Source organism: Pontibacillus chungwhensis (assembly GCF_030166655.1).
GTDB lineage: Bacteria > Bacillota > Bacilli > Bacillales > BH030062 > Pontibacillus.
In genome coordinates, this window is record NZ_CP126446.1 from 3,650,693 (window position 1) to 3,675,423 (window position 24,731).

Genomic DNA, 24,731 nt, shown 5'->3' on the forward strand with positions numbered 1-24,731 from the left:
CGGCCCGCTGTCCCTCAAACATTTGAAATAAAAACACCGCCAATGTCGCAACTGAATCGACGTTTGGCGGTGTTTTTCATATGTTGTTCATGACACCTATTAAAATTTATTCTATCGTAAATTTCATTTGAACAGCACGCTCTAGTTGCAGTCCACCATTGCTCTCAATCTCTTTTGAGATAAACAGCGTGTAAGTTTCACCTGAGTTGTACTCCTTTTCCGGTGCCACGGATACCACATTTGTTTCAGCGTCGTACGATATACTTACCGGCACAAAACTCATTTCTTCATCAAAAACAATAAAATTCAATGAATCTACCGCTTCCTCAGAAAGGTCAGAATTAAAAGTAACGTCCCACGTTTTATTTGCTTCTACGTCTTGCTTTTCCTGATAGTCCTCTTTCTCAGTATTTGCTTTTTCTTCCGTAACCGATTCTTGTGACTTTTTCAGCAAGGATTGTAATTCATATACTTCATTTCGAAGTTCCTCTATTTCTTCTTGTAAGCTTTCATTATCGAAGTCATCTTTATCGGTTCCAAACTTCTTACCCGCCCAATGAGAAAGGTGATCCGTCTGTTTTTCTAGCGCATTTAATTTATTTAACTGAGCGTTTAATTTTCCAGAAAAGCTATCCGCTTCACGATCAAATCGTTCGAGTTCTTCCTCTTCTTGAACTTCGACTTCTCCAGCCACAACGTCCTCTTCATCTTCCATTTCTTCATCGGATTCGTCAGATGAATCTTCTTCTTTTTCATCTTCTGAATCTTCACTGTCTTCTTCATCTTCACGTTCAACATCTTCTTCCTCGTCTTCCGTTGAACTGTCTTTCTCAGTATCTTCATAGGAGTCCTCATACTCACCATCGTCTGTTTCTTCTTCATTTTCACTCTCTATCTCTTGATCGACTTCTTCCTCATCATCGATTGTATCTAGAGGTTCCGAAGTCTCACCTTCTTCGTCTTCCTGGTCATCTTCATCTAAATGAAAATACTCTTCCATACGATCTTTGATTTCCTCATTCTCAGACTCAATACGATCAAGGCGTCTTTCTATCGTATCAAACCTACGATCCGCAGCTTTCTCCCATGCTCTATGTTTTCTGTCGTAGCTTTTTTCTTTCCTTTTCTCTTTTCTCTCTTCTTTTACATCTTCACGATCATCGTGATCGAATTGATGATGCTGCTCATGAACTTTTTCTTCTTTCTCTTTAGCCATTGAGACTGAAGGTGTAGCTCCAAGTAATGCAGCAGTTGTCATGACAGCAAAGATAGGTTTGATTGATTTCTTCAACATAATACCTCCCAAAGTATGTAACCCATTTAATCTCTTTATCGGAATGTGACCAATACATTTAAACGAGAAACCTCTAAACCATCGGATAGACCCACGCATCATACGAATATTGGAAATCCCCGCAAAAATATAAGAGCAGCAATTGAGCTATGTAAAGAAAGGCTTATCTCTATTATAGAAACCTGCATCATTTAGGCATTTTGTACCCGAACGTCCCATATAGTTTGAAATACACACCTAGGACTCCAGTCACAAAAACAAAACTAAGGAACTATAAATAATACTTTATTTAGTTATATAGGAATATTAATTATTTTAAAGAAATTATTGACAATAAGGCTAATATACTATTTAATCGTAAATGTTACAAAAATATTTCAAAGGAAGAGGTGTTAGGTATACGACCAGTATTTCTATAGAAAGTGCAGTAATCCACCCCAATGGATCGCTTGATTTAAAGCGATGAACCTCACCGAAACCAAAGAATGAATTCGTGATCACCTCCAATTCATTTCAACAACTTTCAGTACACAAGCAGTAAATTACTATAGTCGAAAACATACAGGACCACTTTGAACGTTTTCTCAGAGAATTTGAAACTTGAACTTCTACTCCATTATCCCAACTTAATAAAACCAGACACGTCTTAAGTATCGTTGATCAGCTTCTAAATATTCTAGAAGGGAATCCCTTCACAGGGCACCCCTCTTTTCATGTAATTTATTTTTAAATGTAGGCGGAGTGATCCACTTCTTTGCTAGGTAGTGGTTGTAAGAAAGAGGATTGTCATTAACAAAAATTTGAATATTTTTCATTAAGAAGAAAATTATTAGGAGGAATTAAATATGACTTTTTACGGAATTATTTTAGTTATTCATATTATCGCAGCAGTCTGTGGGTTAGGAGCCACATTTGCTCTTCCAGCATTAATGGGTTCGCCAAAGACGGTAGCGCAGGCGAAGTTTGCTCATAACGTAGCAGAGAAGGTAGAGAAGTTTGCGAAGATCGGGAGTATTACATTACTCCTCACCGGATTAGCTCTAGGAGCGTTAAATACATATTTATTTACAGAAATTTGGTTTCTTGCCTCTCTCGTCATTTACGTACTCGTTCAGCCGATTGTAGCAGGAATCGTGCCCAAGAAAACAGCTCGCCAGGTTGAGATTTTAGAGAGTTCTACTGACAAAGAGTTACCCGAGGAGTATAACAATATTGGGAAGGCATTAGTTCCTATTAATATGATTGCTCAGGTATCTGCTGTTGTTTTGATTGTGTTGATGACGTTGAAGCCATTTTAATAGAGGTGGGATTGGGATTGGGGGACAGGTTCATTGTCCCGCGGGCCCGGGGGTCTGGTACCCTGTCCCGCTTATCCCTGCCACTAAAAAAGCAGCCGAGTACTTACTGTACTCGGCTGCTTAAATGAATTTAGTTCTAACGGCCCCATTTACTAGAGCTCATTCCCAAATTAATCTACCGTTTTAAACTCCCTATATACATTCGTTTCTAAATCAAGGCCTTCAGTAGACATTAACCCTTTCACATGCAATGCATATTCTGTCCCTTTTTCATACTCACCCTCTGGCGTTGCTGTAATGATGGTGGTTTGATCCGAGGAATTAAAGGATGCCGACAGATCAATACGTACTCCTTTTCCATTATCAGAGACAATGTAGATATTTCGCTCATTGACCGTGGCCGGATCGATGTGAGTTCTCGTTTTAATGCGCCAAGTTTTATCCAGAGCGACATCTGTCATCTTGTCACCTTTTGGCGAGAAATCCTTTTCCATATGATCCGCACTTCGGAGATTCGCTGAAGCTACGTATCCATTGTAATCATCACTCTTAACCTCATAAGCTACAAAATGTCTAAATATATTCTCAGTTGGATAATAAGGGCCGCTCACAATCTCCAACTCCGTGTAATACGGAATAAGATCTAATTCACTACCATTAAAGTATCCATCCGATTTCAATCTCCCATAGTCTAAGTTTTCACTTAAATCCTCATCATTCATTACATAGACTTGGTCTCCAGGTGCAAACATCTGAGTGGTGTACGAATCTGCGTCTTTCCAATCATAGTTTTCTATATCCGACACAAGGTAACCATCATCTAGATGAAAAGAGAAATCTTCAGGCGTATCAGCTGTAGAAACCTTACTATACTTCTCTATAGTCTCGTACACCTTTTGTTGGTAAGGCTTTTCGCCCTCTTCATACTCTCTAACTGGGTTATTATCATTTGAATACCCGTTGTAGGCCATAACAGGGAAATACCACTGCTCTAAAATATGGCGGTTACTAGCCCCATTTACTGTAGGTAACGCCGATCTTGAAGCAAATTGATTCCACTTCATATTTAAAATATCAGCACCTACTCGAATATTGTACTCCGTATCGGTAGCCAAACGATCTTTATCCACGCCTTTAAGATCATGGTTAGTGATCTGCATAATACCGATCCCGCCGTCGTCTGCTATTTGAACGGTACCATCTTCTTTATACTGCCTCATGTAGTTCTCACCGGCAGCGATCCCTTTTAAAATCTCTGGCGGAATATCTTTCTCAATCGCAATCTCTGTCAGCAACTTGTGTTTCTCATAGACGGACAATTCCTCATACGTTTCTTCCTCTGCTGATACAGGCGTGGCAATAGCCAGTACCAACACAAATGAAACGATCAACCATTTGATACCCTTCATATGCTCCCAACCTCTCTAGGTTAATTTAGACGTCTCTACTTGTTTAGCTGAAATGGGTAGATTCATAGATTATGTAGTGATTTGTTTTAACGTTTTGCGAAACTAGCGCACCTCTTAACAAAAACGTCCTTTTGGATATTATTTCAAAACCTAACTAAAAATTCAATTCTGAGAGATTGGCGGGCTGGCGGGACTGGGATTGGGGGACAGGTTCCTCGTCCCGCGGGACCAAGGGTCTGGTACCCTTTCCCCATTAAAAAAGGAGAGACTCAAAGTCTCCCCCTGAATCAGAACTCTAAATTATTACTTAAAGTTCTTTACTCTATACAGTTCTGTCTGCTCATTATAAACAAATTCTAATCCATTTTCTTTTGCAACCTTCTTCACGTTTACTTTTCCTTTTACATCAAGTCCAAAAGATTCAAACAAACTCCCATCTGCGTATAAATTTCCATTCTTAACCTCAGCTACACTTCCCATATTAACCGGTTCAGCTCCTCCTTTATAAGCCAACACCGCATTTTTATAACCTGCGTTCAACTCCACAACCATTTGTCCCTCTTTTTCCGGACTCATCAACAGTACATCCTCAATTTTATCTCCATTTTTACCGTTAATATTATCGTAATTACCCATTTTTAACGGATCAACACTCAACGTATTTTTCTTTTCCTTAAACAAATCAGTCATTAACTTACCATTCACAATAGGATGATACGATACATTAGGATAATCACGTACAAAAACCTCTTCATTTACCAAGTACATACTTACAAATCCCTCGTCCAACCACTCATCATAACCGCCGTTCAGTTTTTTATGAAAACCAATTTCCACATATTCTTTATAAAACATAGGCATTGTATCAAACGTCTTTTCTAATCCAACTTCTCCAGTTCTAACATTATAACCCCAAAGTAAAGTCGGTTTATTCAATTCTTTCACTTCTTCATCTTTCAAAAATTCTTCCTTACTCATCGATAATGCTTTTTCACCAATCTCTCCTTTTTCCTTCTCCTCTTCCACTTTAAATGTCTTCTTTACTCCACTCTTCAATCGGTTTCCTTTTTCATCTTTAAAGTCCTTCTCTATATACATTGTGTACGTTTCACCTAGTTCATAGTCATCTACTCCACCAACACGAACTAATGTAGCTAATTTATGATTCTCTTTAAAATACTTGGTATGAAACAACTGAGTTTCTATCTTGTTACCTTCTTCATCTTTAATGTAAATCAATTCGTCAGATAAGTTCTCTGTATCCATCATTACATTAAACATAACATTCCATGACTTACCGGGACTAACGTTCTCCTCATAGCCCATCTCTAAGTAACTATCAGCGTATACTATATTTCCTTCACTTTTATGATTAAAAGAATCTATGATAGGTCCACTCCCAAATACCAACATTCCAGAGACTAAAACTGAAACCCCTACTACTTTCAATCCATTTGCCCATTTCATTTATCTACCCACTCCTTATAAAATTACATTTAAGTCCACACTAGAAAGAGACCACCAAGCATATAGGTGATCTCATCATTTATTTAATTCAGCAGATCAAAGAAGTTCACTTTATATTGAAGACTAGTTTCATTACCGTTACGATCTTTCAAACCTTCAACCGTTACTTCGTATACTCCGTTATATAGGTTGATTTGATCTGGATCAGGTCTGAATACAATACAATATGGGATGCCATACCATTGATTATTTATATTAAAATACTCGCCCAGTACATCACGTCCATCGGTGTTCATTGGCGTATCTTGAGTATTTAATTTATGAGTCTTACCATCAGCTAAGCTTTTAATTTCAACATTTACTTCAGTCAGCTCAGGAATTTGATAGAGATAAGGGTTTAACGATACAGACCATGGGGTGTCACTAGGAAAGAACTCCGCAGGAAAATAACGGTTTACTCCCGGCCATCCAATGTAATCATAATCTACTTCTTCCTCCCGACTTTTATCAAAGACCTGCATGGTTGAAAAAGTATAGTTATAGTAATTGCCCAATTTCTTATTTAAAGCGTAGCCAAAACCTACATCTTTAAGCTGGGGATTTAGGATCCAACGTCGATGGCCAACTCGGTCAATGTTAGAACGGCTCTCATCCATCATATAACTATATACCGAACTAGCTATTGTCCCTTTTTGAACAGCGCCATCTATTTCATAACTTGATGTGAAATCTTCTTTCGTATATTGCTGGCTTAGATTACTACTGGAGGTTGATTTATAGCCGATCTCATAAAAATCTTTATCCATGTCTGTCGGCTTTGTTGGATGATGATTCAAATACCCATTTGCAGCCGTAACTACAGCACCATACTGACCTTGCTCATTTAAAGAAGAATTAAGTTCTATGTCATCAGGTAATCCGGATAGGTATCTAACAAAATTTGTCATGTTAACGCCATCTTGAAGAAATCCTTGTTTTAACTCACCTGTGGTATAAGGAGCACGAATAGAAGGATCCTTCACGAATGGATTCCCTTCATATGTAGGTTTATATAAGTCCCACTTAGTCATAACTTCTTTCTTGGTATTTACTAGACTAGGGTCATGAGCTCCTAAAATGGTAAACTTCATTCTCACTTCATTATTTAATTGCTTGTTATCTACTGACTTAACTTCTCTCCCAATAATTAATGTATAGGTTTCCCCATTTACGTATCCAGCAATTGGAGGTTCGACTTTTATGCTTTTCTTAGTAGAGTTCACAGAAACATGAACGTCCATATCTTCACCATCTGCATTCTTTACCACCACATGATTAGTGGAGGATTGAAGAAGTTTGGTATTAAATTCTACCGTCCATTCTTTGTAGGGATTAACCTCTGATACTGAATCAAACTCTTTAAAGCTGCTTGCTGCATAACTCCTCTCTGCTGAAAGAAAGATTGTGACCATTACAATAATACTGAGTAAAATACCATACTTGCTAAACGCCCTCATTTTAAACCACCTTTTTGGAATCGATTCACATAGTTATTTCGACTCATTAGGTCGTTTTTCCTCTTTTTGGAACAAAATTTTCGGGGTTGGGGGACAGGTTCCTCGTCCCGCGGGCCCAGGGGTCTGGTACCCTGTCCTGCTCTCTCTGACGTTTTAGTAGAGTTATAGCATTAAAAAGTAACAGAAAGCATCCATCAGTGACTTTTCATCTAGAGTTAAGCTCTAAAAGGTCATAGAGGAAGTTGATCTGTTACCTTTTTAGCGTTGCAACTACCCAAAAGGTAATAGATTCACTCAATCTATTACCTTTCAATGCGCTTCTATCGTCGTAAGGTCACAGAACGCCCTAGCCCCTACTCAAGCGGTCTCCATTTTCAAGAGAAGAGATTTATTTTATACTGTAGGAAAGTAATGGGTCCAACAGATACAAAGGGAAAGGGAGTTCAAACTTATGACAAAGAAAGAAATAGAAGACCAAATCGCCGCAGTAAAATCCGATTACGTTCGTCTTCAAGGCGATTTAGAAAAGATGGAATCGATCGGTGGAAGAACGGAAAATGTTGAGAAGCAACTGGTAAGGTTAGAAGAAGAACTGGCGAGCTTAAACGACCAGCTTGCCAAGGTATAAAGAGACATGGAAGCTATTGATCAAACGTTTGATCAATAAAAAGCAGAAGTCCTTAGGTGGACTTCTGCTTTTTTAGGTTCGAACCTGAGGAACTGGTTACTTAATATTGATAAGACTGCCCGCCATCAATCGGGATGACAGCTGCGTTGATAAACTGTGCTTCATCTGAGAGTAAGAAGGATACTAGATTCCCTACCTCTTCCGGCTTTCCAAAGCGCTTCATAGGATTGGATTTAACAAATTCCTCTCCTGCTTCTTCCCATTGATCACCGCCGAGTTGTTTAAGAGAACCTTCTACCATTGGTGTCATGATCGCACCTGGTGCAATGGCTTTAATGCTTACACCATATTGACCATACTCCACTCCAGAATTTCGGGTGAGTCCAACTACGCCATGTTTACTTGCAGCATATCCAGACTGGTTTCCAACTCCACGAATTCCACCAACTGAGGCTGTATTTACAATAGAGCCAGAGCCTTGTTCTTTCATGACCTCAAGAACATATTTCATTCCATAAAAGACTCCATTTAAGTTGATGCCGACGACTTTATGAAATTCGTCTGATCCATAATCTTCAGTAAGATTCTGTTTCCCTTCAATGCCAGCATTATTAAAGAACCCGTCAATTCGACCAAAGTGTTCCTTCGTTTTATGGACATAGTTCTTAACAGCCTCTTCATCCGAAACATCCGCGGTAATGAGAAGAATCTCTGTTTCAGCCACTTCCTGCACACGCTTCTTGACCTTCTCGAGAGACTCCCCATTCACATCTACTAATGATAGTTTAGCCCCTTCTCTCGCAACCTGGATCGCTGTCGCTTCTCCGAGACCTGATCCTGCACCCGTGATGAGAACAACTTTTTCCCTTAACTTTAGCATCGAGCATCTTCCTTTCTTTGGAGGGTATCGTAATCTAGGACTATATTCCCCTGACGTTCCCTCTCAAAACGCTCACATGCAAGTGGACCAGAGGGACAGGTTCATTGTCCCACGGGACGAGGAACCTGTCCCCCTGGTCCCTGGAAATCTATCAAAAAACCAGCACACTAACCACTCCGATAATAACGCCCCACACCGGAAGACTAAGGGCCATCGCCCACATGAAACCCTTAAAGAAATTCTCTTCTTCATGCATTCGAACCCACTCCTCTCAATCTTTTACTATTAGCTTGGTCAAAAGGAGAGAGGGGTAAACTCGTTCACAATCCAATCTTCGGACGCAAAAAGGGTACTCAAACGTTTCGTTCGAGTACCCTTCTTCTTTATTCCAAACACTACTTAATTGTCTCAATCTTATAAATGAAGTAATAATGCTTATACAAAGCAAGCGCCACAATCAAGATCTGAACCAGCAAAATATCTACAAAAAAGAGCGAAGCTACGATAAACGTATCCGCAATAATGTTAATCCGAATCTTCTCTTTTTTCTTCATACCCTTCTTCTGAAGAAAAGCTAAGACATACTTCTGATAGACCGTTGTGTTTTTAAACCAGTTTTCCACCCGCTTAGAACTTTTCGAGAAACAAAATGCCGCAAATAAATAAAAAGGGCCGCCCGGCAGTACAGGCAGAATTGTCCCCGCAATGCCAATGCCGAGTGAGAGTATGCCTAATAAGGCAAACAGGAGATTTTTGAGCTTTTTCATGATTATCACCTTTTATTTCATCCAACTATATGGTGTATCTTTCAATTTGTATTCATTAACCCATATAAATTGTACGATAAATGAGCTCGGTTGTAATGAAATTAGATCGGGACAGGAGGGACAGGTTCATTGTCCCGCGGGACGAGGAACCTGTCCCCTCTTCCCATTATTTATTATTCCGCGCCTCAGCACGCTTTCGATCTAGATAATCAGAAAGAGCCTTCCGTACTTCCTGTTCTGACTTTCCTTCCTGAAATAATCGATCGGCTATCTCAAGCATTTCATCCTGAGCCTTCAGCGCGCCTTGCTTTTGTTGATCGTCCATAAAATACTCCTTTGATCTCTTTCTCTTGTCCATCTATGTAGTATACATTCTATTATGAGTTAAGATCAATGATCCGGGACAAGGGGTCAGGTCCCTAGGCCCGCGGGACAAGGAACCTGTCCCTCATGTCCCAGCCCCGCTCCTTTACATCTCTATCCATCTCATATAGTATCAAAGATGAAATTTGTTAATAGTATAAATTTTCAGTTAAAAAAGCAAGAAATTATACATAATCTTTCAGAGGTGATCATAATGAGGTTAATTAAAAACGGCACAATCATCGTAGGAAACGGCGAAACCCTTACAAATGCGAGCGTACTCATTAAAGATGGAAAAGTAAAGCAAATTGGAGAGGTAACGCTAAACGAGGAGCCTGAACAAGTGATCGATGCAACCGGCCACTATATCACACCAGGCCTTATTGATGTACACACGCACCTGGGAGTACATGAGGAAGGGATCGGCCAACCGGGGCAAGATTTTAACGAAACAAGCAGCCCTATTACGCCGGAAATTCGTGCACTTGATGGGATTAATCCTCGTGATAAAGGATTTGAAGATGCACGAAAAGCTGGCGTTACAACGGTTCAAGTGTTGCCAGGCAGCGCGAATGTGATCGGCGGTGAGATGGTGACGCTTAAGACAAGCGGGTCCGTCGTCGATGAGATGGTGCTTCGTAGTCCTTCTGGCATGAAAGCTGCTTTCGGTGAGAACCCGAAACGCCTTCATGGGACAAAAGGCCGAGCGCCCGTCACTCGTATGGGAATCGCAGCGATGTTCCGCCAGCAGTTGAGAAAAGCACAGCAATACAAAGAAAAGCTCGAGCGCGGAGAGAACGTGGAGGACAACCTAGGACTTGAAAACTTAGTCAAAGTTCTAAACAAAGAGATCCCCCTTCGCGCCCACGCGCACCGTGCGGATGATATTGTGACTCTTCTTAGACTGGCGAAGGAGTTCGATCTAAACATCAGTATCGAGCATTGCACAGAAGGTCATCAAATCCCAGATTACATTGCCCAATTCAACTTCCCAGCAGCCGTCGGACCGACCATGTCCACGCGCTCAAAGGTAGAATTAAGCGATAAAGGATGGGAAACAGCAGGCATCCTGAACCAGGCAGGTGTGTCTATATCGATCACAACCGATCACCCTGTCGTTGGCATTGAGTACTTGCGCATGAGTGCTATTCAGGCCAGAAATCATGGGTTAGAGGAAAAGGATGCATGGAAAGCCATTACGGTTAATGCGGCTAAGCATTTAGGTGTCGAGGAGCGCGTCGGGTCTTTAGAAGTAGGGAAAGATGCGGATGTTGTGATTTGGAATGAGGATCCGTTTGATGGTAGTAGTTATGTGTTGAAGACGTTTGTTGATGGGGAAGAGGTTTATTCGTTAGGTTAGATCTCAATAAATTAGAGGCGTTTAACTAAATTAGTTAAGCGCCTCTTTTTGATTTATCGGTACCTATCTGCTTGTCTCATTTGCAGTAGTTTCTCCCTTTAACATCAAATACTCTTCTTTTAATTGATTAAACTCTTTCCTATAATGCTCGGTTAATTCTTCGCCTAAGCGCCTTCTCCCTCTCTCAATAACATTCCAAATGGAACGAACAATCTGACCCGATTCTTCGTGTACACCATATTCAATGTCATCATCAATTAGTAGATAAAATTCTAGCAAACGACAATGCCCCTCGTACTTTAATGCAGTCTCTTTAATATTGCTATCAATAGAAAGTTTGCAATCGATCCAAATATCATCATTGATAACGATATCAGGACGAAGAAAATGTGTGTTGGAGTCATGTCCTTTCACAGGGATCGACACTTGAAAATCGATTGCTTTATGCTGGTTAATCATAAGCAGCACTTCTTTCACTTTGGATTCAAAACGAACCCCTAATTGAGCGAAGGCGTGGAGGTTTTGGTTACTCTTCTTTCTTCCTGATGCAGGTTTCTTCGTTTTCGTAACCGACTTCTTCCTAATGCCCACGTATTTCCGAAAGGCAGCCAATTCCTTTGGATGATACTTCTGAAATGTTTCCAAGATAAATTTGTTCGCTGCAGGGCTAAATGAGCCGAATTTCGTATGATGATCTTGTTCTAAGAAATCAATGTATAGCTCTTTCGCACGCTGAAGTTTTTCATGTCTTGTTATTCGTTCGCGGTCAAAATAATTGATCTTTTCAGGTTTGCTCATATAGGCCCCTCCTTCTAAAGACTTCGATTCATATAGTATAACAGGTACGGCCCTTGCCCTTCATTTTCAAATTTTTACACGAATCATCCAGTCGCCTTTTCTAATATAGGAAGACAGATTAAATTACAACGACTTCACCCAAAAGACCTACTCTCTTCACCCTTTATAGGAACCGATCCTTAAGACTTTATGACCTAGTAAACAACTCAGAATAAATGGTAAGCTACTCGAATGCCCTGAATAGATTGGTAAAACTTTCATTCACCGCATTTAATAATTACCATTACGGGATACGTTCCCAAACGGCCAACAGAACCTTTCTTGTTGAATGGCTCTGTCTGACCTCTAGTGAGAATGACACAACAAACACCCAGATGAACTAGAGTTAGGAGAGATAACATGGAAACTTTATACTACGGTGGCGACATTATTACGATGGAGCAGGAAAATGAAGAAGTAGAAGCTGTTTTAGTGAGAGATGGGAAGATTCAACAGAAAGGATCGAAGCTTGAGCTTGAAGCACAAGCGAGCGAAGGCGTTCAACGGATCGACCTAGAAGGGAAGACACTAATGCCTTCCTTTATCGATCCACATGGGCACATTTCATTCGTTGGACCGGTTGAGCAGATGGCCAACCTTAGCGAGTGTACGAATTTTAAAGAGATACAAGAAACGTTAGAAACTTATATGACAGAAAACCATCACGATTCGAACTCACCTGTAATCGGATTTGGTTATGACCCCACACGGTTAGAAGAACAACAGCATCCGACGAAGGAGATTCTAAATGCGGTCTCAACTGAGTCCCCTATTTTTATCTTACATGCTTCCGGGCATATGGGATGCGGCAATGATAGAATCCTAGATTTAGCCGGAATTGGTCAGGATACTCCAGATGAAGATGGAGGAACGATCGGACGGATTGAAGGCAGCCGTGAGCCGAACGGTTACTTAGAAGAAGGAGCGATGAAACCCGTTCAGAAGACCTTTTCTGGTAGAAATCTCGATTACTTTAAGATTGCCAAACAAGGCCAGGACGTCTATATCCGGAACGGTATTACAACGGTTCAGGACGGTGCTAGCTCCAGGCAAACCGTGCAGCTATTTCAAGCACTGGCTCAAGAGGAGAAACTTCAGATTGACGTCGTTTCTTACCCTACTATGGAAGGGGGCGGTCGGGACATCATGAAGGAGAATCCCGACTTTGCGAAAGTTTATCAGAACCGCTTTAAAATCGGTGGCTACAAAATCTTTCTCGACGGAAGCCCTCAAGGGAAAACGGCCTGGCTTACAGAGCCTTACGAAGGAGAAGAGAGTTACCGAGGATATCCGTGGTATACCGATGAGCAGGTAAAAGCTTATACGACCGAAGCCATAGAAGACGGCGCTCAACTCTTAACCCATTGTAACGGGGATGCGGCTGCAGATCAGCTTCTTACATCATACGAAAAAGCTTTAGAAGCATCCGACCGTTCTGATAAAAATGACCTCCGCCCAGTCATGATTCACTGTCAGACTGTACGGAATGATCAACTTGATCAGATGGCACGTATTCGGATGATCCCATCGATCTTTATGGCTCATACGTACTATTGGGGAGATGTGCACCTGAAGAATCTAGGGGACCAACGAGGACGTCGCATCAGCCCGGCCCGCTCCGCTTTGGACCGCGGTTTGTGTGTGAACTTCCACCAGGATCCCCCTGTCCTCAAGCCTGACATGCTTCATACAATCTGGTGTGCCGTGAACCGCCAGACAAGATCCGGTGCATCGATTGGGCCTGAGGAGCGTGTGAGTGTATATGAAGCCCTGCAAGCTGTGACGATTAATGCTGCTTATCAATATCGTGAGGAAGATGAGAAAGGGAGTATTACGGAAGGGAAACTGGCTGACTTGGTTGTGTTAGATCAGAATCCTTTGAAGGTTGATCCTTTTTCTATACGTGATATTCAGGTTTTAGAGACGATTAAGGAAGGTGAAAGTATCTACCGGGTTTAACGGGACAGGAGGGACAGGTTCATTGTCCCGCGGGCCTGGGGACCTGGTACCGTGTCCCACACCTGTGACCATAAAAAAACCTTCTTGATCAAACGTTTGATCAAGAAGGTTTTTTTTGTCTATATTAAGGGAGGATCGTTCCCCAGCCCTACCTCTCAAAAATAGTCCCCTCAATCCTCTCACCCAAATGGCGTCCAGGTTGGTCAGGAAGACATAAAATGCGATGCCCAACGGCTAAATCCTGAACAGAGAGTTCCCCTTCACTTTCCTCACGAATAAACACACTTGAAGAGTTCTGAAGAGTAGCAGAGATCGTGCCGTCACCGGTTTCACACTCAACCCTGATGAAAGGTCGCTTCTCAATCTTGACTCGCCCGACGTACCGCTCTCGTTCTTCTTCAAGGTCAAAAAGCTTAATTGCCTCACCAGGATTGATTTCATGAAGATAAAGTGTTCGATCTCCTTGATGCAAATACTGATGAAAGGCTCCACAGTTAATTCTGAAGGGTCTTGCTGGATAATCCCCTGTTTCCCGGTTCTCCGAGAGAATGTGCACATATCCATGCCCGGTGTTGCCTACGAATAGACCTTCTGATGGGGCCAAAATATCAGCGAAATCTAAACATACCCTCATACCTTCTCCTACTTCTACGATCTTTGTTACTTTATAATACGCCGTTTGTTTCTGCATTTACGTACTCCTTTTATATGGCTTTTTATAACACTCAACGAGGTCCGCCCTCTATCATTCAAAAGAGGGGAAACAGAAGAACCTCTACCATGTCTTTCCCTCCATTAAATATTAAAAAAGCACTGACTCTTCCTATACACCTCAGTCTATCATCTCGTTAGGAACTTTGAGAAAAGATGCTCTGTGTCTGTTGCCAGCTCCCCTCAAAACAATACCTCATCAAAAAAAGAAGCATAGGAATTTCCCCACGCTTCTGTTAAGCTCTTTCTAATAAATTTCTATCTTGAGCTAGTTCAAATAGCTTCTTAACTTCTTTCATATCAATGCCTTCTTTAAACAGCTGATCCGGGTCTAAATCTAATTCCCCCGGCCATGTGACCGTCTTTAAATCAGGATCTACGAAGACTTGGCGGAAAAACTCTGGTTCTTTTAGTTTTTCGAGTACACCTTCCATAAGTGGCTTGATATCCACAAATTTTTTAGATCCATCTGAAAAATCCAAGAGCAACCAACCATCTAATTCAGGGACCGGTACTGCCTTATGAATAAGAATCACAGAAAACACCTCCTATTATAAGGGTGGTATTTTATCAGGCACTTGGTTATTTCTACACGCCTTCCATGCCTTCATCATATCATCCTTATGATTGTCGAGCCAATTTAATACCTCCTTCTCCTTTACTCGAGGTATAGGAATGTCTCCCTTTAAATACTCACCTGTATTTATTTCTATTCTAGTCAATATTCCTGAATAATTAACATGAAAATGAGGGGGATCGTGATCATTATAGTATAAATGTATTGTAATCCCTCCAAAATGAGTTATGGTTGACATACATTCATCCCTGCTTTACTTCATTTTATTTATAAAACTTACTCCACAAATCTCCTTACCTAATCACCTTCTTCTTAATCAGCCCGCTAGTCCCCCTCCTCAAACTAACCGCTTCCCATAAAGCCTCATTTGACACGGTTTCTTCCCCCTTCAGATCAGATATCGTCCTGGCTAGCCGGTACATTTTCATCTGGAGCCGGTTACTCCAATTCTCTTTGACCGCACGATTTTGAAGAAATCGTTTCTGGTCCTCAGTTAAATGAATTTTTGTACGCACTTCTTCAACAGAAAGGTCCGCATTACAACATACTTTTCCGTGCCTTTTATACTGAAGGTCCCTGGCTGCTTGAACACGCCTTTGAATCTCAGAAGAACTAGGAACCTCTTCTTTTCGTTCCTTCTGAAGATTCACCGGGGCTAAATGAAGAATAATATCGATCCGATCCTGCACAGGGCCAGATACTTTGTTTTGGTAAGCCTGAATGGTTCTTGGGGAACAGGTACAATAATGGGTGGTGGCTCCAAGGTAGCCGCATGGGCAAGGGTTCATGGCAGATAAAAGCAGAAATTTTGCTGGGTAAGTCACAGTCGCTTGAGCTCGGCTGATCGTTACTCGCCCAGACTCGAGGGGCTGACGTAACATATCGAGTGTTTTCTTTGGAAATTCGGCTAATTCATCTAAAAAGAGGACGCCGTGATTGGCGAGCGAAATTTCACCAGGGGCGGGATTTGCACCTCCTCCTATAATGGAAACAGCAGAGGCTGAATGGTGAGGAGCACGGAAGGGTGGTTTTCCAAGGGAGGACATAGAGGTGTTGGCGAGCTCATATAAACTAACATTTTCAAGCTGTGACTCTAGTTCTAATTTCGGCATAATAGACGGGAAACTCTCAGCCAACAAGCTCTTCCCGCACCCAGGCGGACCGACCATCATCACATTATGGCCGCCCGCAGCCGCAATCTCAAGGGCACGCTTTGCCTTCTCCCGACCTATGACTTCTTTGAAATCAACCCCGTCAAAAGAAGGAGGGGCCACCACTATCCTCTCCTTAGGCTTCATAGAAGGCATTGCGCCGCTACCGGATAAATGACCCACAAGTTCCCTCAAATACTCGACGTACACAATCTCCAATCCTTCAATTTCTTGAATCGGTATACTGCAGTCATAGGGAACAAACAGGCGCTTGATCCCCAGTTTCTTGGCGGACATGATGGCAGGAAGAATGCCTCTGATCGACTGAACTTTGCCTGTTAACGACAAAGATCCGATAAACGCTGTATCGTCTGCAATCTCGCTCCTAAGCGTACCGAAACATTTAAGAATTCCTATCGCCATCGCCACGTCAAACATCGGACCGTGCTTTTTCTCCTCAGCCGGTGACAAATTCACAATTACCCTCCGGTCGAAAAAGTTTACCCCATATCCTTTTAAAGCAGCTAGCACTCGTTCTTTAGACTCTTTCACCGCAGCGCCGGGTAGTCCAACTACGACCACCGACTCCACGCCGTTTAGTTTCTCAACTTCTACTGTGACGGGATAGCCTTCAATTCCTTTTAGGCCAATGCTTTGAATCGCTACTGCCACCTTTTCACCTCCGTATGTACATCCTGCTTCTCTATTGATCAAACGTTTGATCAATAGTGTCAAACTTTGCAAATATACCGTAATCTCGTTCTTCCTTATGATTGTATTATGGATAGTTTACTCCTTTCCATTTGCCAAGGCGAATAGGAGTTATTTAGATTTAACTTGGTATAATCTGGACACATTTGAATTTCTCTCTAGTGAAAGTTGAAAATGAACGAGAGATCCTTAAGTCAAAATGAGAATTTAAGTAATTCCGTATTTGCACAACCTCTTCCCTTCCGAACAAAAAAAGAAGCACAGGGACCGCCCTCATGCTTCAAAGTTTATGATATACTCTTCGTGGGACGAGGGACCTGTCCCCGTTTCCCAAAAAATTGGAGCAAATTCATGAAAAAAATCTATTTCTTTTTATTTCAAACCTGTATCTTCAGCTTTTTAATCATTTCAAATGTCTTTTTAAACGATTACATTAGCTCACCGTTCACTAAAAGTGATCTCATTTCGATCCTTGTTGTTGCACTTATTGTTATTCCATTTATAAGTCAAATAGAGCACATATATAAACCATTTAGAACTATCAAAACAAAAAGCAAAGTCATCTTGTCCATCATTGCGTTTGTGACTGCATTCATTTTGGGAGCAGGACTAGAGAATATCTGGTTTATAATGACCGGGGAATTACTATTCGGTTGATAATGGGAAACGTGGACAGGTTCATAGTCCCACGGGGCAAGGGACCTGTCCCCGTTTCCCGCTAAAACAAAAAAAGAGGCTGGGCCAAAACTAGTCTCAGATAATTAAAAAGGTTCCAATCATCGTTTTTTTGATGATTGGAACCTTTTTTCTTAGGTTTACTTCTATAATCTATGGGTTTATTTCCGTTCATGGCATTGTACTTTCTTAAGTTCACTGCCATGAACGCAAATCCTAATTCATTATGAACATTCTCGTTGCCTCTAACGGACATTCGAGTGAAATGCAAATTAGCCTTCAAGAATCCAAAAACTGGTTCCACGTCTATTTTACGTTTCCCGTAGATTTCACCCGTTTTCTCGTCCGAAAGCTTCTCTTTAACCATATCCTTTTGTTGTTCCCATTTTTCATTATAATAAATTTTCCGGTTGTTTCCTTCTTTCGCCTTGGTACACTGAGCGCGGAGAGGGCAACCAGAACAGTCTTCACATTCGTATACTTTGAAATCCCTTGTAAAGCCACCTCGATCCGTTCGGTGGGATTGATATTGGAACGTCAATCGTTTTCCATTTGGGCATGTGAACGAATCGTCTTCCTCATTATATTCCCAATTAGCTGAGTGGAAAGAATTCTTCTTAAAGCTCTTTTTCTTCTCTTTGCGATAGGTATTGTAAGTAATGAGAGGCGTACGCTCGCGATTTTCTAGGATATCCTCATAATTTTCTTCATTTCCATAACTGGCGTCAGCCACGACGTATTCCGGAAGGTCAAAGTATTCGTTCTCGATGTAATCAAGAAAGGGTTTGAAGGTGCGTGTATCTGTTGGATTTGGGAAACTATCGTAAGCGAGCGTAAATTGCCCTTCTGTCGCAATCTGCACATTGTAACCTGGCTTCAGTTGTCCGTTCTTCATATAATCGTCTTTCATTCGCATAAACGTGGCATCATGGTCTGTCTTTGAGTAACTGTTGCGTTCTCCAAACACTTCCATGTCGTTTTGATATTTTTGTTTGCGTGCGGCAAAGTCCTTGAACTTTTTAAGAGATTGTTTTGGTTGTTTACGCTCTGAGCGAAGGTGTTTCCTTTCGCTTACATCCTCACTTGCCTCAATCTTATCATTCAACTCATCGACTTTTTCTTCCAACTTTTCAGCTATGAAAGAAAGCTCTTCGGTGGAAAGTTCGTCCGAGCTTTCTTGTTCGATCTCAGGTATAATTTCGTCTTTTAATAATTCATTGTATAGTTGGTTTGATTTTTCAATGAGTGCGGCACTGTATTTTTCAACGGCTTTACGCCAAACAAACGTAAACTTATTCGCGTTAGCTTCAATCTTGGTCCCATTAAAATCGCCTCATCATCAATCAATTCTTCTTGAACTAACTGACAACGAAACTGGACAAAACACTGACGAAGGAGCTCTTTAACTTCTGGATGGACCCGGAATCGATTAATGGTTCGATAGCTCGGTTCATACCCTTGAGCCAACCACATCATACGCACACTGTCCTGGAGAAGAGCTTCGATTTTTCTTCCAGAAAAAACAGACTGAGAGTAGGCACACAAAATCACTTTCATCATCATGCGTGGGTGATAGGCTGGACAACCTGTATGGCGTAAAAAACTAGCGAACGCTTCATCCGGGATTTGTTCTACCATATCGTGAACGGTGAAGGCAATATCATTTTCTTGAAGTTTCATTTCTAAATCTAAAGGCAAAACCACTTGATCCATGTTATACTGTTTAAACATAAGGGCACCTCCGGTTGGTTATTGTGTGGTTACTTTAATTCTATCAGAGGATGTCCTTATTGTTTATTAAAAACCAAGCATAAACATAAATAGAGTGGCCCCCACGAACAAAGTCTTGTTCGTGGGGGCCACTTTTAGTTTAATTTACTGGGTTTTGTCCCAGCCTCTTTTTAAAATGATTTATTTTTTCACAACGTTAGCTGCTTGTGGTCCGCGGCTTCCTTCTTCTGTATCGAAAGAAACAGCTTGGCCTTCTTCTAGCGTTTTGAAGCCTTCTTCTTGAATTGCAGAGAAGTGAACGAATACATCGTCTCCACCTTCTACTTCAATAAATCCGAAACCTTTGTCTGCGTTAAACCATTTTACTGTACCGTTATTCATTTAAATTCCTCCACGTGCTTTTGCACGAATATTACCATTCTTGCTCTAACAATTTCTTAAGATGAATCAAATTCTCAGGTTTATTATTCCGAACAACAATTAGTTAATTACAACTATATCATAGCTTTGGAACAAACGATATGAATAATCGTGCTCAGATTCACTTTACCAAGAAGTGGGACAAGGGGTCAGGTTCATAGGCCCGCGGGACGAGGGACCTGTCCCCCTGGCCCGCGGCCCAGCCCTCATTCACATATTATAAACCTCAAGCACGGCCTCCAACTTATGACCATCCCAAAGCGTCGTTTCCGTCCGTTCAGCCAACGCAAGAGCCGCCGGTGTAAAGGTATTATTGGTAATCACCCATGTGGCGTCTGCATGATAATATTCTTTACCTGATACCACTTCCTGAACCGCTTTGTTCCCGACTGAACTAGCGTATCGTTTCGCTTGGATTGCGTAGACACGGTCATTTTTTCGAGCTAGGATATCCACGCCTTGATCTCCTGAATTCTTAGTAGGAGAAGAACGAAAACCTAATTTAGATAATAAGCTAACCAAGAATTCCTCGAACTCCAATCCATTCATTTCGTTAATGGCTTCCATGGTCATCAGAGGAGGACTTTGTGTTGTTTCTTTATCCCTCATTAAATCTCGCTCCAACTTCATAGCTTTATAGTTTGCTTGGGCTTCATTTAAGAGATCATCTTCAATCAGCAGTTCTTTTTCGTAATTCCCGTAGCGTTTTCTTTTCAAAAATTCTACAAGAAAACCTAAGTTAGAAAAAGAGCGCACTTCCTCTTCTCCTAGACTTTGAATATACACATGAAGAACATGATCGAGTGGGTCACTTTCCTGAATACGCTCTTCCATTAAGAAGAAATCATCCCTTAACCGTTCATAGTTCACTTCTAAAACGATCAGCTTCATCACTTCAAGAAACGCTTCTTCGTTCCCTCTTACCACAAGTCCTCGCTTAGATAGCAGGTCAATGAGCGCGGTTAAATGATTATGATAAAAGGAGATCATCGAATGGACAGCCGGGGCATATGTAACATTCTCCGGGAGCCAATAGCTTTGAGTGAACGGTTTGGCATCTATGTAGTTTAATAGTTCCTTAAACACATCTGGAATAATGAGGTTTACGCATTGAGGTAAATACTTAGACACAAAATTCTCCATCAACCTCTCATGAAGTTCGTTAAGCTCCATAAGTTCAAGCTCAAACGCTTCACTTTCTATAGGGATGGAGTTTATCTCCTGTAAACCTATAGCATATTGGCTAAGCCCCCGTACAAGATTCGTTAAAGCTACTTTTCTTTCACAAGTACTTCTCTCATACTGTTCCTTTTTCTCCTCATGTTTCTTCCATTCCTCTTCTACTTTCTCTAACTTACTCTGAGCCAGCCGAAGCTGACTGTTTACATCATATTTTTCTTGTTTGGTCTTATGAATTTCTTTGTGCATGAGAGCCATTTTCTCATTCAGTTCATGGATTTCAGACTCTTTTCTCGCGATGTTCCTATCTAATTCCTCTATTTGTTCGTTTCGCATTTCAATTTGATTCGATAATGCTTCATTCTTCTTCGTTAGTTGATTCATTCTTTTTTCGGTCTGATGAAGAACTTTTACATTTTCTTCTCTTGCTTTTACTGCTTCTAGTGCCTCTTTCACATAGGCAAACATGGCCCATCTCCTCGCTGTATATCCATCATAGATGTATGTTCTTCGTACGATCCCTTTCCTCAACATATACCTCTTTTCAGAAGAGGAGGATATCGTTCTATCTCTTACTATAAACAATGAATCAAGTTTGGGACAGGTCGTTTTTCCACCCTAATATAAGTTAAACTAAAAAGAAGAACTTCCCCTTCACCCTGGAAACTTAAATAAGGAGGAGCAGTTGTTGAATAACTCAAAACATAAAAAAGACTATCCCAAAACTAATTTCGAAAATGATAGTAAGTTCAATGTCATTTTTCTACATGGCGTCCTATTGGTAGGAACCATATGCTTTGTCTTCTCTACAATAGGCGATTTCTTTTTCCCCGACTTAACTGGTGACGGCGGAGGAGTATATAACGCCATCTTTTCATACACCGTGGGTCTCGTTATCGGAATGCAAAGGTGGTATTGGGTGAAGAAAGATAGAGTTGAAGCGCGTTAGTGAAACACAATCGGGACGGGAGGATAACATTGTACCCAATCCGCAACCTCCGCTGGGTTCTCTCTGCCGTTTTACTAAAAAAATAGCCTTAAATGGTCAAAGATCAGGGCACTCAGTGACCTTTTGGCATGGATGATTCTTTTAAGCGGCACAGAGATATCTTTTAAGGAAGTACCAGATCCGCCCCTGTATTTCCTTGTGCCTATTAAAGGTAGAAGATTCTAATAAGAATAGCGATTATGATGTAAGGAATGGGGATACAGATCATCATTTTCAGAAACCCTTTAAGATTACCCTCGTCCCCTCTCTTCTTATATAAAAGCCATAGGTTTGGAGTGATGGAGTAGAACCAGAATTGAGGAATGATGACTAGCATGTGAATGAGAAAGCCATCTTTTTCACCGGTTAAGGCGATCCCCAAAGCAAAAGCCATCAAGAATAAAACATATAGTGGCAACAGCTTGCTATTAAAATCCAAATAATTTTTAAACAACATCTCCCCTGCTTTCTTATAATGTCACAAAAAAGAGAAGCATCCCTTTGAGATGCTCCCCTTCAACCTTATTTTACATCAAAGCGATCGGCGTCCATCACTTTCACCCATGCATCTACAAAGTCACGCACAAACTTCTCTTGGTTGTCGGCTTGCGCATACACTTCTGCATAGGAGCGAAGAATAGAGTTTGAGCCGAAGACAAGGTCGACGCGGGACGCCGTGTAAAGTAGCTCACCGTTATTACGGTCGCGGCCTTCGTATTCGTTGTAATCAACCGGCTCCCATTTCGTACCCATGTCTAATAGGTTCACGAAGAAATCGTTTGAGAGGGTCCCAACGTTATCCGTGAAGATACCATGCTTCTTATGACCATAGTTGGCACCGAGCACGCGCATCCCTCCGACGAGAACCGTCATCTCAGGCGCCGTCAGGCCAAGTAGTTGAGATTTATCGACAAGAATCTCTTCTGGGCTTAGTGTATATTCTTTCTTCTCATAGTTTCGGAATCCATCGGCCATTGGCTCTAGGAATTCGAAGCTCTCTTCATCTGTCATGTCTTCTGTCGCGTCCCCGCGGCCTTGCGTGAATGGAACCTTCACTTCAACACCAGCAGCTTTAGCCGCTTTTTCAACCGCTGCTGATCCACCAAGCACGATCAAATCAGCAAGGCTGACGTTCTTCTCGAATTCTTTTTGGATGTTCTCATAGATCGATAGAACCTTTTCAAGCTTTTCCGGCTCGTTGACTTCCCAGTTACGCTGGGGAGATAGACGAATGCGTCCTCCGTTTGCACCACCACGCTTGTCAGACTGGCGGTACGTGCTAGCTGCAGCCCATGCGGTTTTGACTAGTTCACTTACCGTCAGTTCAGAGCCGAGGATTCTGGCTTTTAAGTCTTCAATCTCTGAATCTGTTAGCTTGTAATCAACGTCTGGAATCGGGTCCTGCCAGATAAAGTCTTCTTTCGGTACTTCCGGGCCTAGATAGCGAGATTTCGGTCCCATGTCACGGTGAAGCAGCTTGAACCAAGCTTTTGCAAACGCCTCGGCAAATTCTTCTGGTCGCTGGTGGAAGCGACGGGAGATCTCTTCGTAAACCGGATCTTCACGTAGCGCTAAGTCCGCTGTCATCATCATCGGCTCTTCATTTTTAGAAGGATCTTCAGGGTCCGGTACCATGTGTTCTTCTTTCAGGTCGACAGCCTTCCATTGATAAGCGCCGGCCGGACTCTTCGTCAGCTCCCACTCGTAGCCGAATAAAAGGTCAAAGTAACTCATATCCCATTTCGTTGGGGTCGGCGTCCACGCGCCGTGAATTCCACTTGTGATTGCATCGCGGCCTTTTCCGCTTCCATGCGTACTCATCCAGCCAAAACCTTGTTCTTCGATGTCCGCCGCTTCCGGTGAAGCACCGACGTGAGCGACAGGATCCCCTGCACCGTGGGTTTTACCAAACGTGTGACCACCAGCTGTCAGAGCAACGGTTTCCTCATCGTTCATCCCCATTCGACCGAACGTGTCCCGAATGTCTTTCGCACTCAGAAGGGGATCTGGGTTACCGTCTGGACCTTCAGGGTTTACATAGATCAGACCCATCTGCACGGCAGCAAGCGGCTGCTCAAGCTGACGACCTTCCTCATAACGGTCATTGCCTAACCATTCCGTTTCGCTGCCCCAGTAGATGTCGTGTTCCGGGTGCCAAACATCTTCACGTCCTCCGCCGAAACCGACTGTTTCAAGGCCCATATCTTCTAGCGCAACGTTACCAGCTAGGACAAGCAAGTCTGCCCAGGATAGTTTATTGCCGTACTTTTGTTTGACCGGCCAAAGCAGGCGACGCGCCTTGTCTAAGTTCCCGTTATCCGGCCAGCTGTTTAGTGGAGCGAAGCGCTGCTGACCTGTAGAGCCCCCTCCACGGCCATCTGCGGTACGGTATGTACCAGCCGCGTGCCAGGACATGCGGATGAAAAGCGGTCCATAGTGTCCATAATCGGCAGGCCACCAGTCCTGACTGTCCTTCATGACTTTTTTCAAATCTTCCTTAACCGCCTTGAAATCGAGCTTCTGGAACTCTTCTCGGTAATCGAAGTCTTCTCCCATAGGGTTAGGCTTTCTGTCGTGCTGGTGCAGAATGTCCAAGTTCAGCTGATTCGGCCACCAATCCTTGTTCTTCGTCCCGACTTTGATCGGAGTAATTGCACTTGTTTCTTCCTGCTTCACCTGTCCACCGTGAGAAAACGGGCACCCTTCTGCCTGGCTATGTTCCATTTCATTATTGGTCATAAATAAGACTCCTCCCTATTTGTGAAAAAATTAAATACGTTATTAGATTATAATTATAATAAATAAACGCATAAATTGAAAGTTTGAACCC

The 24,731-nt window shown here is 42.0% G+C and carries 21 protein-coding genes and 1 pseudogene; 5 read left to right on the top strand and 17 right to left on the bottom strand.

Annotation, left to right across the window (positions count from 1 at the left end):
- Positions 1 to 106: 106 nt before the first annotated feature.
- Entirely contained in the window at positions 107 to 1,294 is a 1,188-nt protein-coding gene (locus QNI29_RS18675; RefSeq protein ID WP_231417890.1) for an Ig-like domain-containing domain, read from the bottom strand.
- 845 nt (positions 1,295 to 2,139) lie between these two features.
- On the opposite strand from QNI29_RS18675, the gene QNI29_RS18680 reads away from it, so the two are divergent.
- Entirely contained in the window at positions 2,140 to 2,592 is a 453-nt protein-coding gene (locus QNI29_RS18680) for a DUF2269 family protein (protein ID WP_231417889.1), read from the top strand.
- A 170-nt stretch (positions 2,593 to 2,762) separates the two neighbouring features.
- Here the strand turns inward: QNI29_RS18680 and QNI29_RS18685 are convergent, their stop codons facing one another.
- The 3 genes from QNI29_RS18685 to QNI29_RS18695 form a co-directional block, all read right to left on the bottom strand.
- Positions 2,763 to 4,001 (bottom strand): transglycosylase SLT domain-containing protein, encoded by a 1,239-nt coding sequence (locus tag QNI29_RS18685; protein ID WP_231417888.1) that lies wholly within the window; start codon positions 3,999 to 4,001, stop codon positions 2,763 to 2,765.
- A 303-nt stretch (positions 4,002 to 4,304) separates the two neighbouring features.
- Complete coding sequence (locus QNI29_RS18690) at positions 4,305 to 5,468, bottom strand: hypothetical protein (protein WP_231417887.1); 1,164 nt, start codon at positions 5,466 to 5,468, stop codon at positions 4,305 to 4,307.
- A gap of 83 nt (positions 5,469 to 5,551) precedes the next feature.
- Entirely contained in the window at positions 5,552 to 6,964 is a 1,413-nt protein-coding gene (locus QNI29_RS18695) for a CAP domain-containing protein (RefSeq protein WP_231417886.1), read from the bottom strand.
- A gap of 451 nt (positions 6,965 to 7,415) precedes the next feature.
- Here QNI29_RS18695 and QNI29_RS18700 point away from each other — a divergent pair, with 451 nt between their 5' ends.
- On the top strand, positions 7,416 to 7,592 hold the full coding sequence (locus QNI29_RS18700; protein WP_231417885.1) for an SE1832 family protein: 177 nt from the start codon (positions 7,416 to 7,418) through the stop codon (positions 7,590 to 7,592).
- Between the two features lie 100 nt (positions 7,593 to 7,692).
- Here the strand turns inward: QNI29_RS18700 and QNI29_RS18705 are convergent, their stop codons facing one another.
- The 3 genes from QNI29_RS18705 to QNI29_RS18715 form a co-directional block, all read right to left on the bottom strand.
- On the bottom strand, positions 7,693 to 8,472 hold the full coding sequence (locus tag QNI29_RS18705; protein ID WP_231417884.1) for an SDR family oxidoreductase: 780 nt from the start codon (positions 8,470 to 8,472) through the stop codon (positions 7,693 to 7,695).
- 395 nt (positions 8,473 to 8,867) lie between these two features.
- A complete protein-coding gene (locus QNI29_RS18710) occupies positions 8,868 to 9,239 on the bottom strand; it encodes a YbaN family protein (protein WP_231417883.1) in 372 nt (123 codons plus the stop codon).
- Between the two features lie 166 nt (positions 9,240 to 9,405).
- A complete protein-coding gene (locus tag QNI29_RS18715; RefSeq protein ID WP_231417882.1) occupies positions 9,406 to 9,564 on the bottom strand; it encodes a hypothetical protein in 159 nt (52 codons plus the stop codon).
- A 252-nt stretch (positions 9,565 to 9,816) separates the two neighbouring features.
- Here QNI29_RS18715 and QNI29_RS18720 point away from each other — a divergent pair, with 252 nt between their 5' ends.
- Complete coding sequence (locus QNI29_RS18720) at positions 9,817 to 10,962, top strand: amidohydrolase (protein ID WP_231417881.1); 1,146 nt, start codon at positions 9,817 to 9,819, stop codon at positions 10,960 to 10,962.
- Between the two features lie 63 nt (positions 10,963 to 11,025).
- On the opposite strand, the gene QNI29_RS18725 is transcribed toward QNI29_RS18720, so the two are convergent.
- Entirely contained in the window at positions 11,026 to 11,760 is a 735-nt protein-coding gene (locus QNI29_RS18725) for a hypothetical protein (RefSeq protein ID WP_231417880.1), read from the bottom strand.
- Between the two features lie 399 nt (positions 11,761 to 12,159).
- Between QNI29_RS18725 and QNI29_RS18730 the strand changes: the two genes are divergently transcribed.
- Positions 12,160 to 13,758, top strand: coding sequence for an amidohydrolase (locus QNI29_RS18730; protein ID WP_231417879.1), 1,599 nt, complete (start codon positions 12,160 to 12,162; stop codon positions 13,756 to 13,758).
- A 148-nt stretch (positions 13,759 to 13,906) separates the two neighbouring features.
- Here the strand turns inward: QNI29_RS18730 and QNI29_RS18735 are convergent, their stop codons facing one another.
- The 7 genes and pseudogenes from QNI29_RS18735 to QNI29_RS18760 all read right to left on the bottom strand — a co-directional run bounded on the left by QNI29_RS18735 (position 13,907) and on the right by QNI29_RS18760 (position 21,381).
- Positions 13,907 to 14,449, bottom strand: a complete 543-nt coding sequence (locus tag QNI29_RS18735) for a 3-dehydroquinate synthase II domain-containing protein (RefSeq protein WP_231417878.1) — start codon at positions 14,447 to 14,449, stop codon at positions 13,907 to 13,909.
- 256 nt (positions 14,450 to 14,705) lie between these two features.
- The gene (locus QNI29_RS18740) at positions 14,706 to 15,005 is read right to left on the bottom strand and encodes a DUF2442 domain-containing protein (RefSeq protein ID WP_231417877.1); all 300 of its coding nucleotides are present in this window, start codon (positions 15,003 to 15,005) and stop codon (positions 14,706 to 14,708) included.
- 15 nt (positions 15,006 to 15,020) lie between these two features.
- Positions 15,021 to 15,284, bottom strand: coding sequence for a DUF4160 domain-containing protein (locus tag QNI29_RS21150; protein WP_354665916.1), 264 nt, complete (start codon positions 15,282 to 15,284; stop codon positions 15,021 to 15,023).
- A 55-nt stretch (positions 15,285 to 15,339) separates the two neighbouring features.
- Positions 15,340 to 16,869 carry a YifB family Mg chelatase-like AAA ATPase gene (locus tag QNI29_RS18745; protein WP_231417978.1) on the bottom strand — a complete coding sequence of 510 codons (1,530 nt, stop codon included), beginning with the start codon at positions 16,867 to 16,869 and terminating at the stop codon, positions 15,340 to 15,342.
- A 757-nt stretch (positions 16,870 to 17,626) separates the two neighbouring features.
- A pseudogene (locus QNI29_RS18750) lies at positions 17,627 to 19,314 on the bottom strand (IS1182 family transposase).
- Positions 19,315 to 19,494: 180 nt separating this feature from the next.
- Positions 19,495 to 19,695 carry a cold-shock protein gene (locus QNI29_RS18755; RefSeq protein ID WP_231417876.1) on the bottom strand — a complete coding sequence of 67 codons (201 nt, stop codon included), beginning with the start codon at positions 19,693 to 19,695 and terminating at the stop codon, positions 19,495 to 19,497.
- A gap of 249 nt (positions 19,696 to 19,944) precedes the next feature.
- Positions 19,945 to 21,381 (bottom strand): restriction endonuclease, encoded by a 1,437-nt coding sequence (locus tag QNI29_RS18760; RefSeq protein ID WP_231417875.1) that lies wholly within the window; start codon positions 21,379 to 21,381, stop codon positions 19,945 to 19,947.
- Positions 21,382 to 21,601: 220 nt separating this feature from the next.
- On the opposite strand from QNI29_RS18760, the gene QNI29_RS18765 reads away from it, so the two are divergent.
- Positions 21,602 to 21,862 carry a hypothetical protein gene (locus tag QNI29_RS18765; RefSeq protein WP_231417874.1) on the top strand — a complete coding sequence of 87 codons (261 nt, stop codon included), beginning with the start codon at positions 21,602 to 21,604 and terminating at the stop codon, positions 21,860 to 21,862.
- A 205-nt stretch (positions 21,863 to 22,067) separates the two neighbouring features.
- Here QNI29_RS18765 and QNI29_RS18770 read toward each other — a convergent pair whose 3' ends face one another.
- Positions 22,068 to 22,340 carry a hypothetical protein gene (locus QNI29_RS18770; protein ID WP_231417873.1) on the bottom strand — a complete coding sequence of 91 codons (273 nt, stop codon included), beginning with the start codon at positions 22,338 to 22,340 and terminating at the stop codon, positions 22,068 to 22,070.
- A gap of 83 nt (positions 22,341 to 22,423) precedes the next feature.
- A complete protein-coding gene (katG, locus tag QNI29_RS18775; protein ID WP_231417872.1) occupies positions 22,424 to 24,640 on the bottom strand; it encodes a catalase/peroxidase HPI in 2,217 nt (738 codons plus the stop codon).
- Positions 24,641 to 24,731 lie beyond the last annotated feature (91 nt).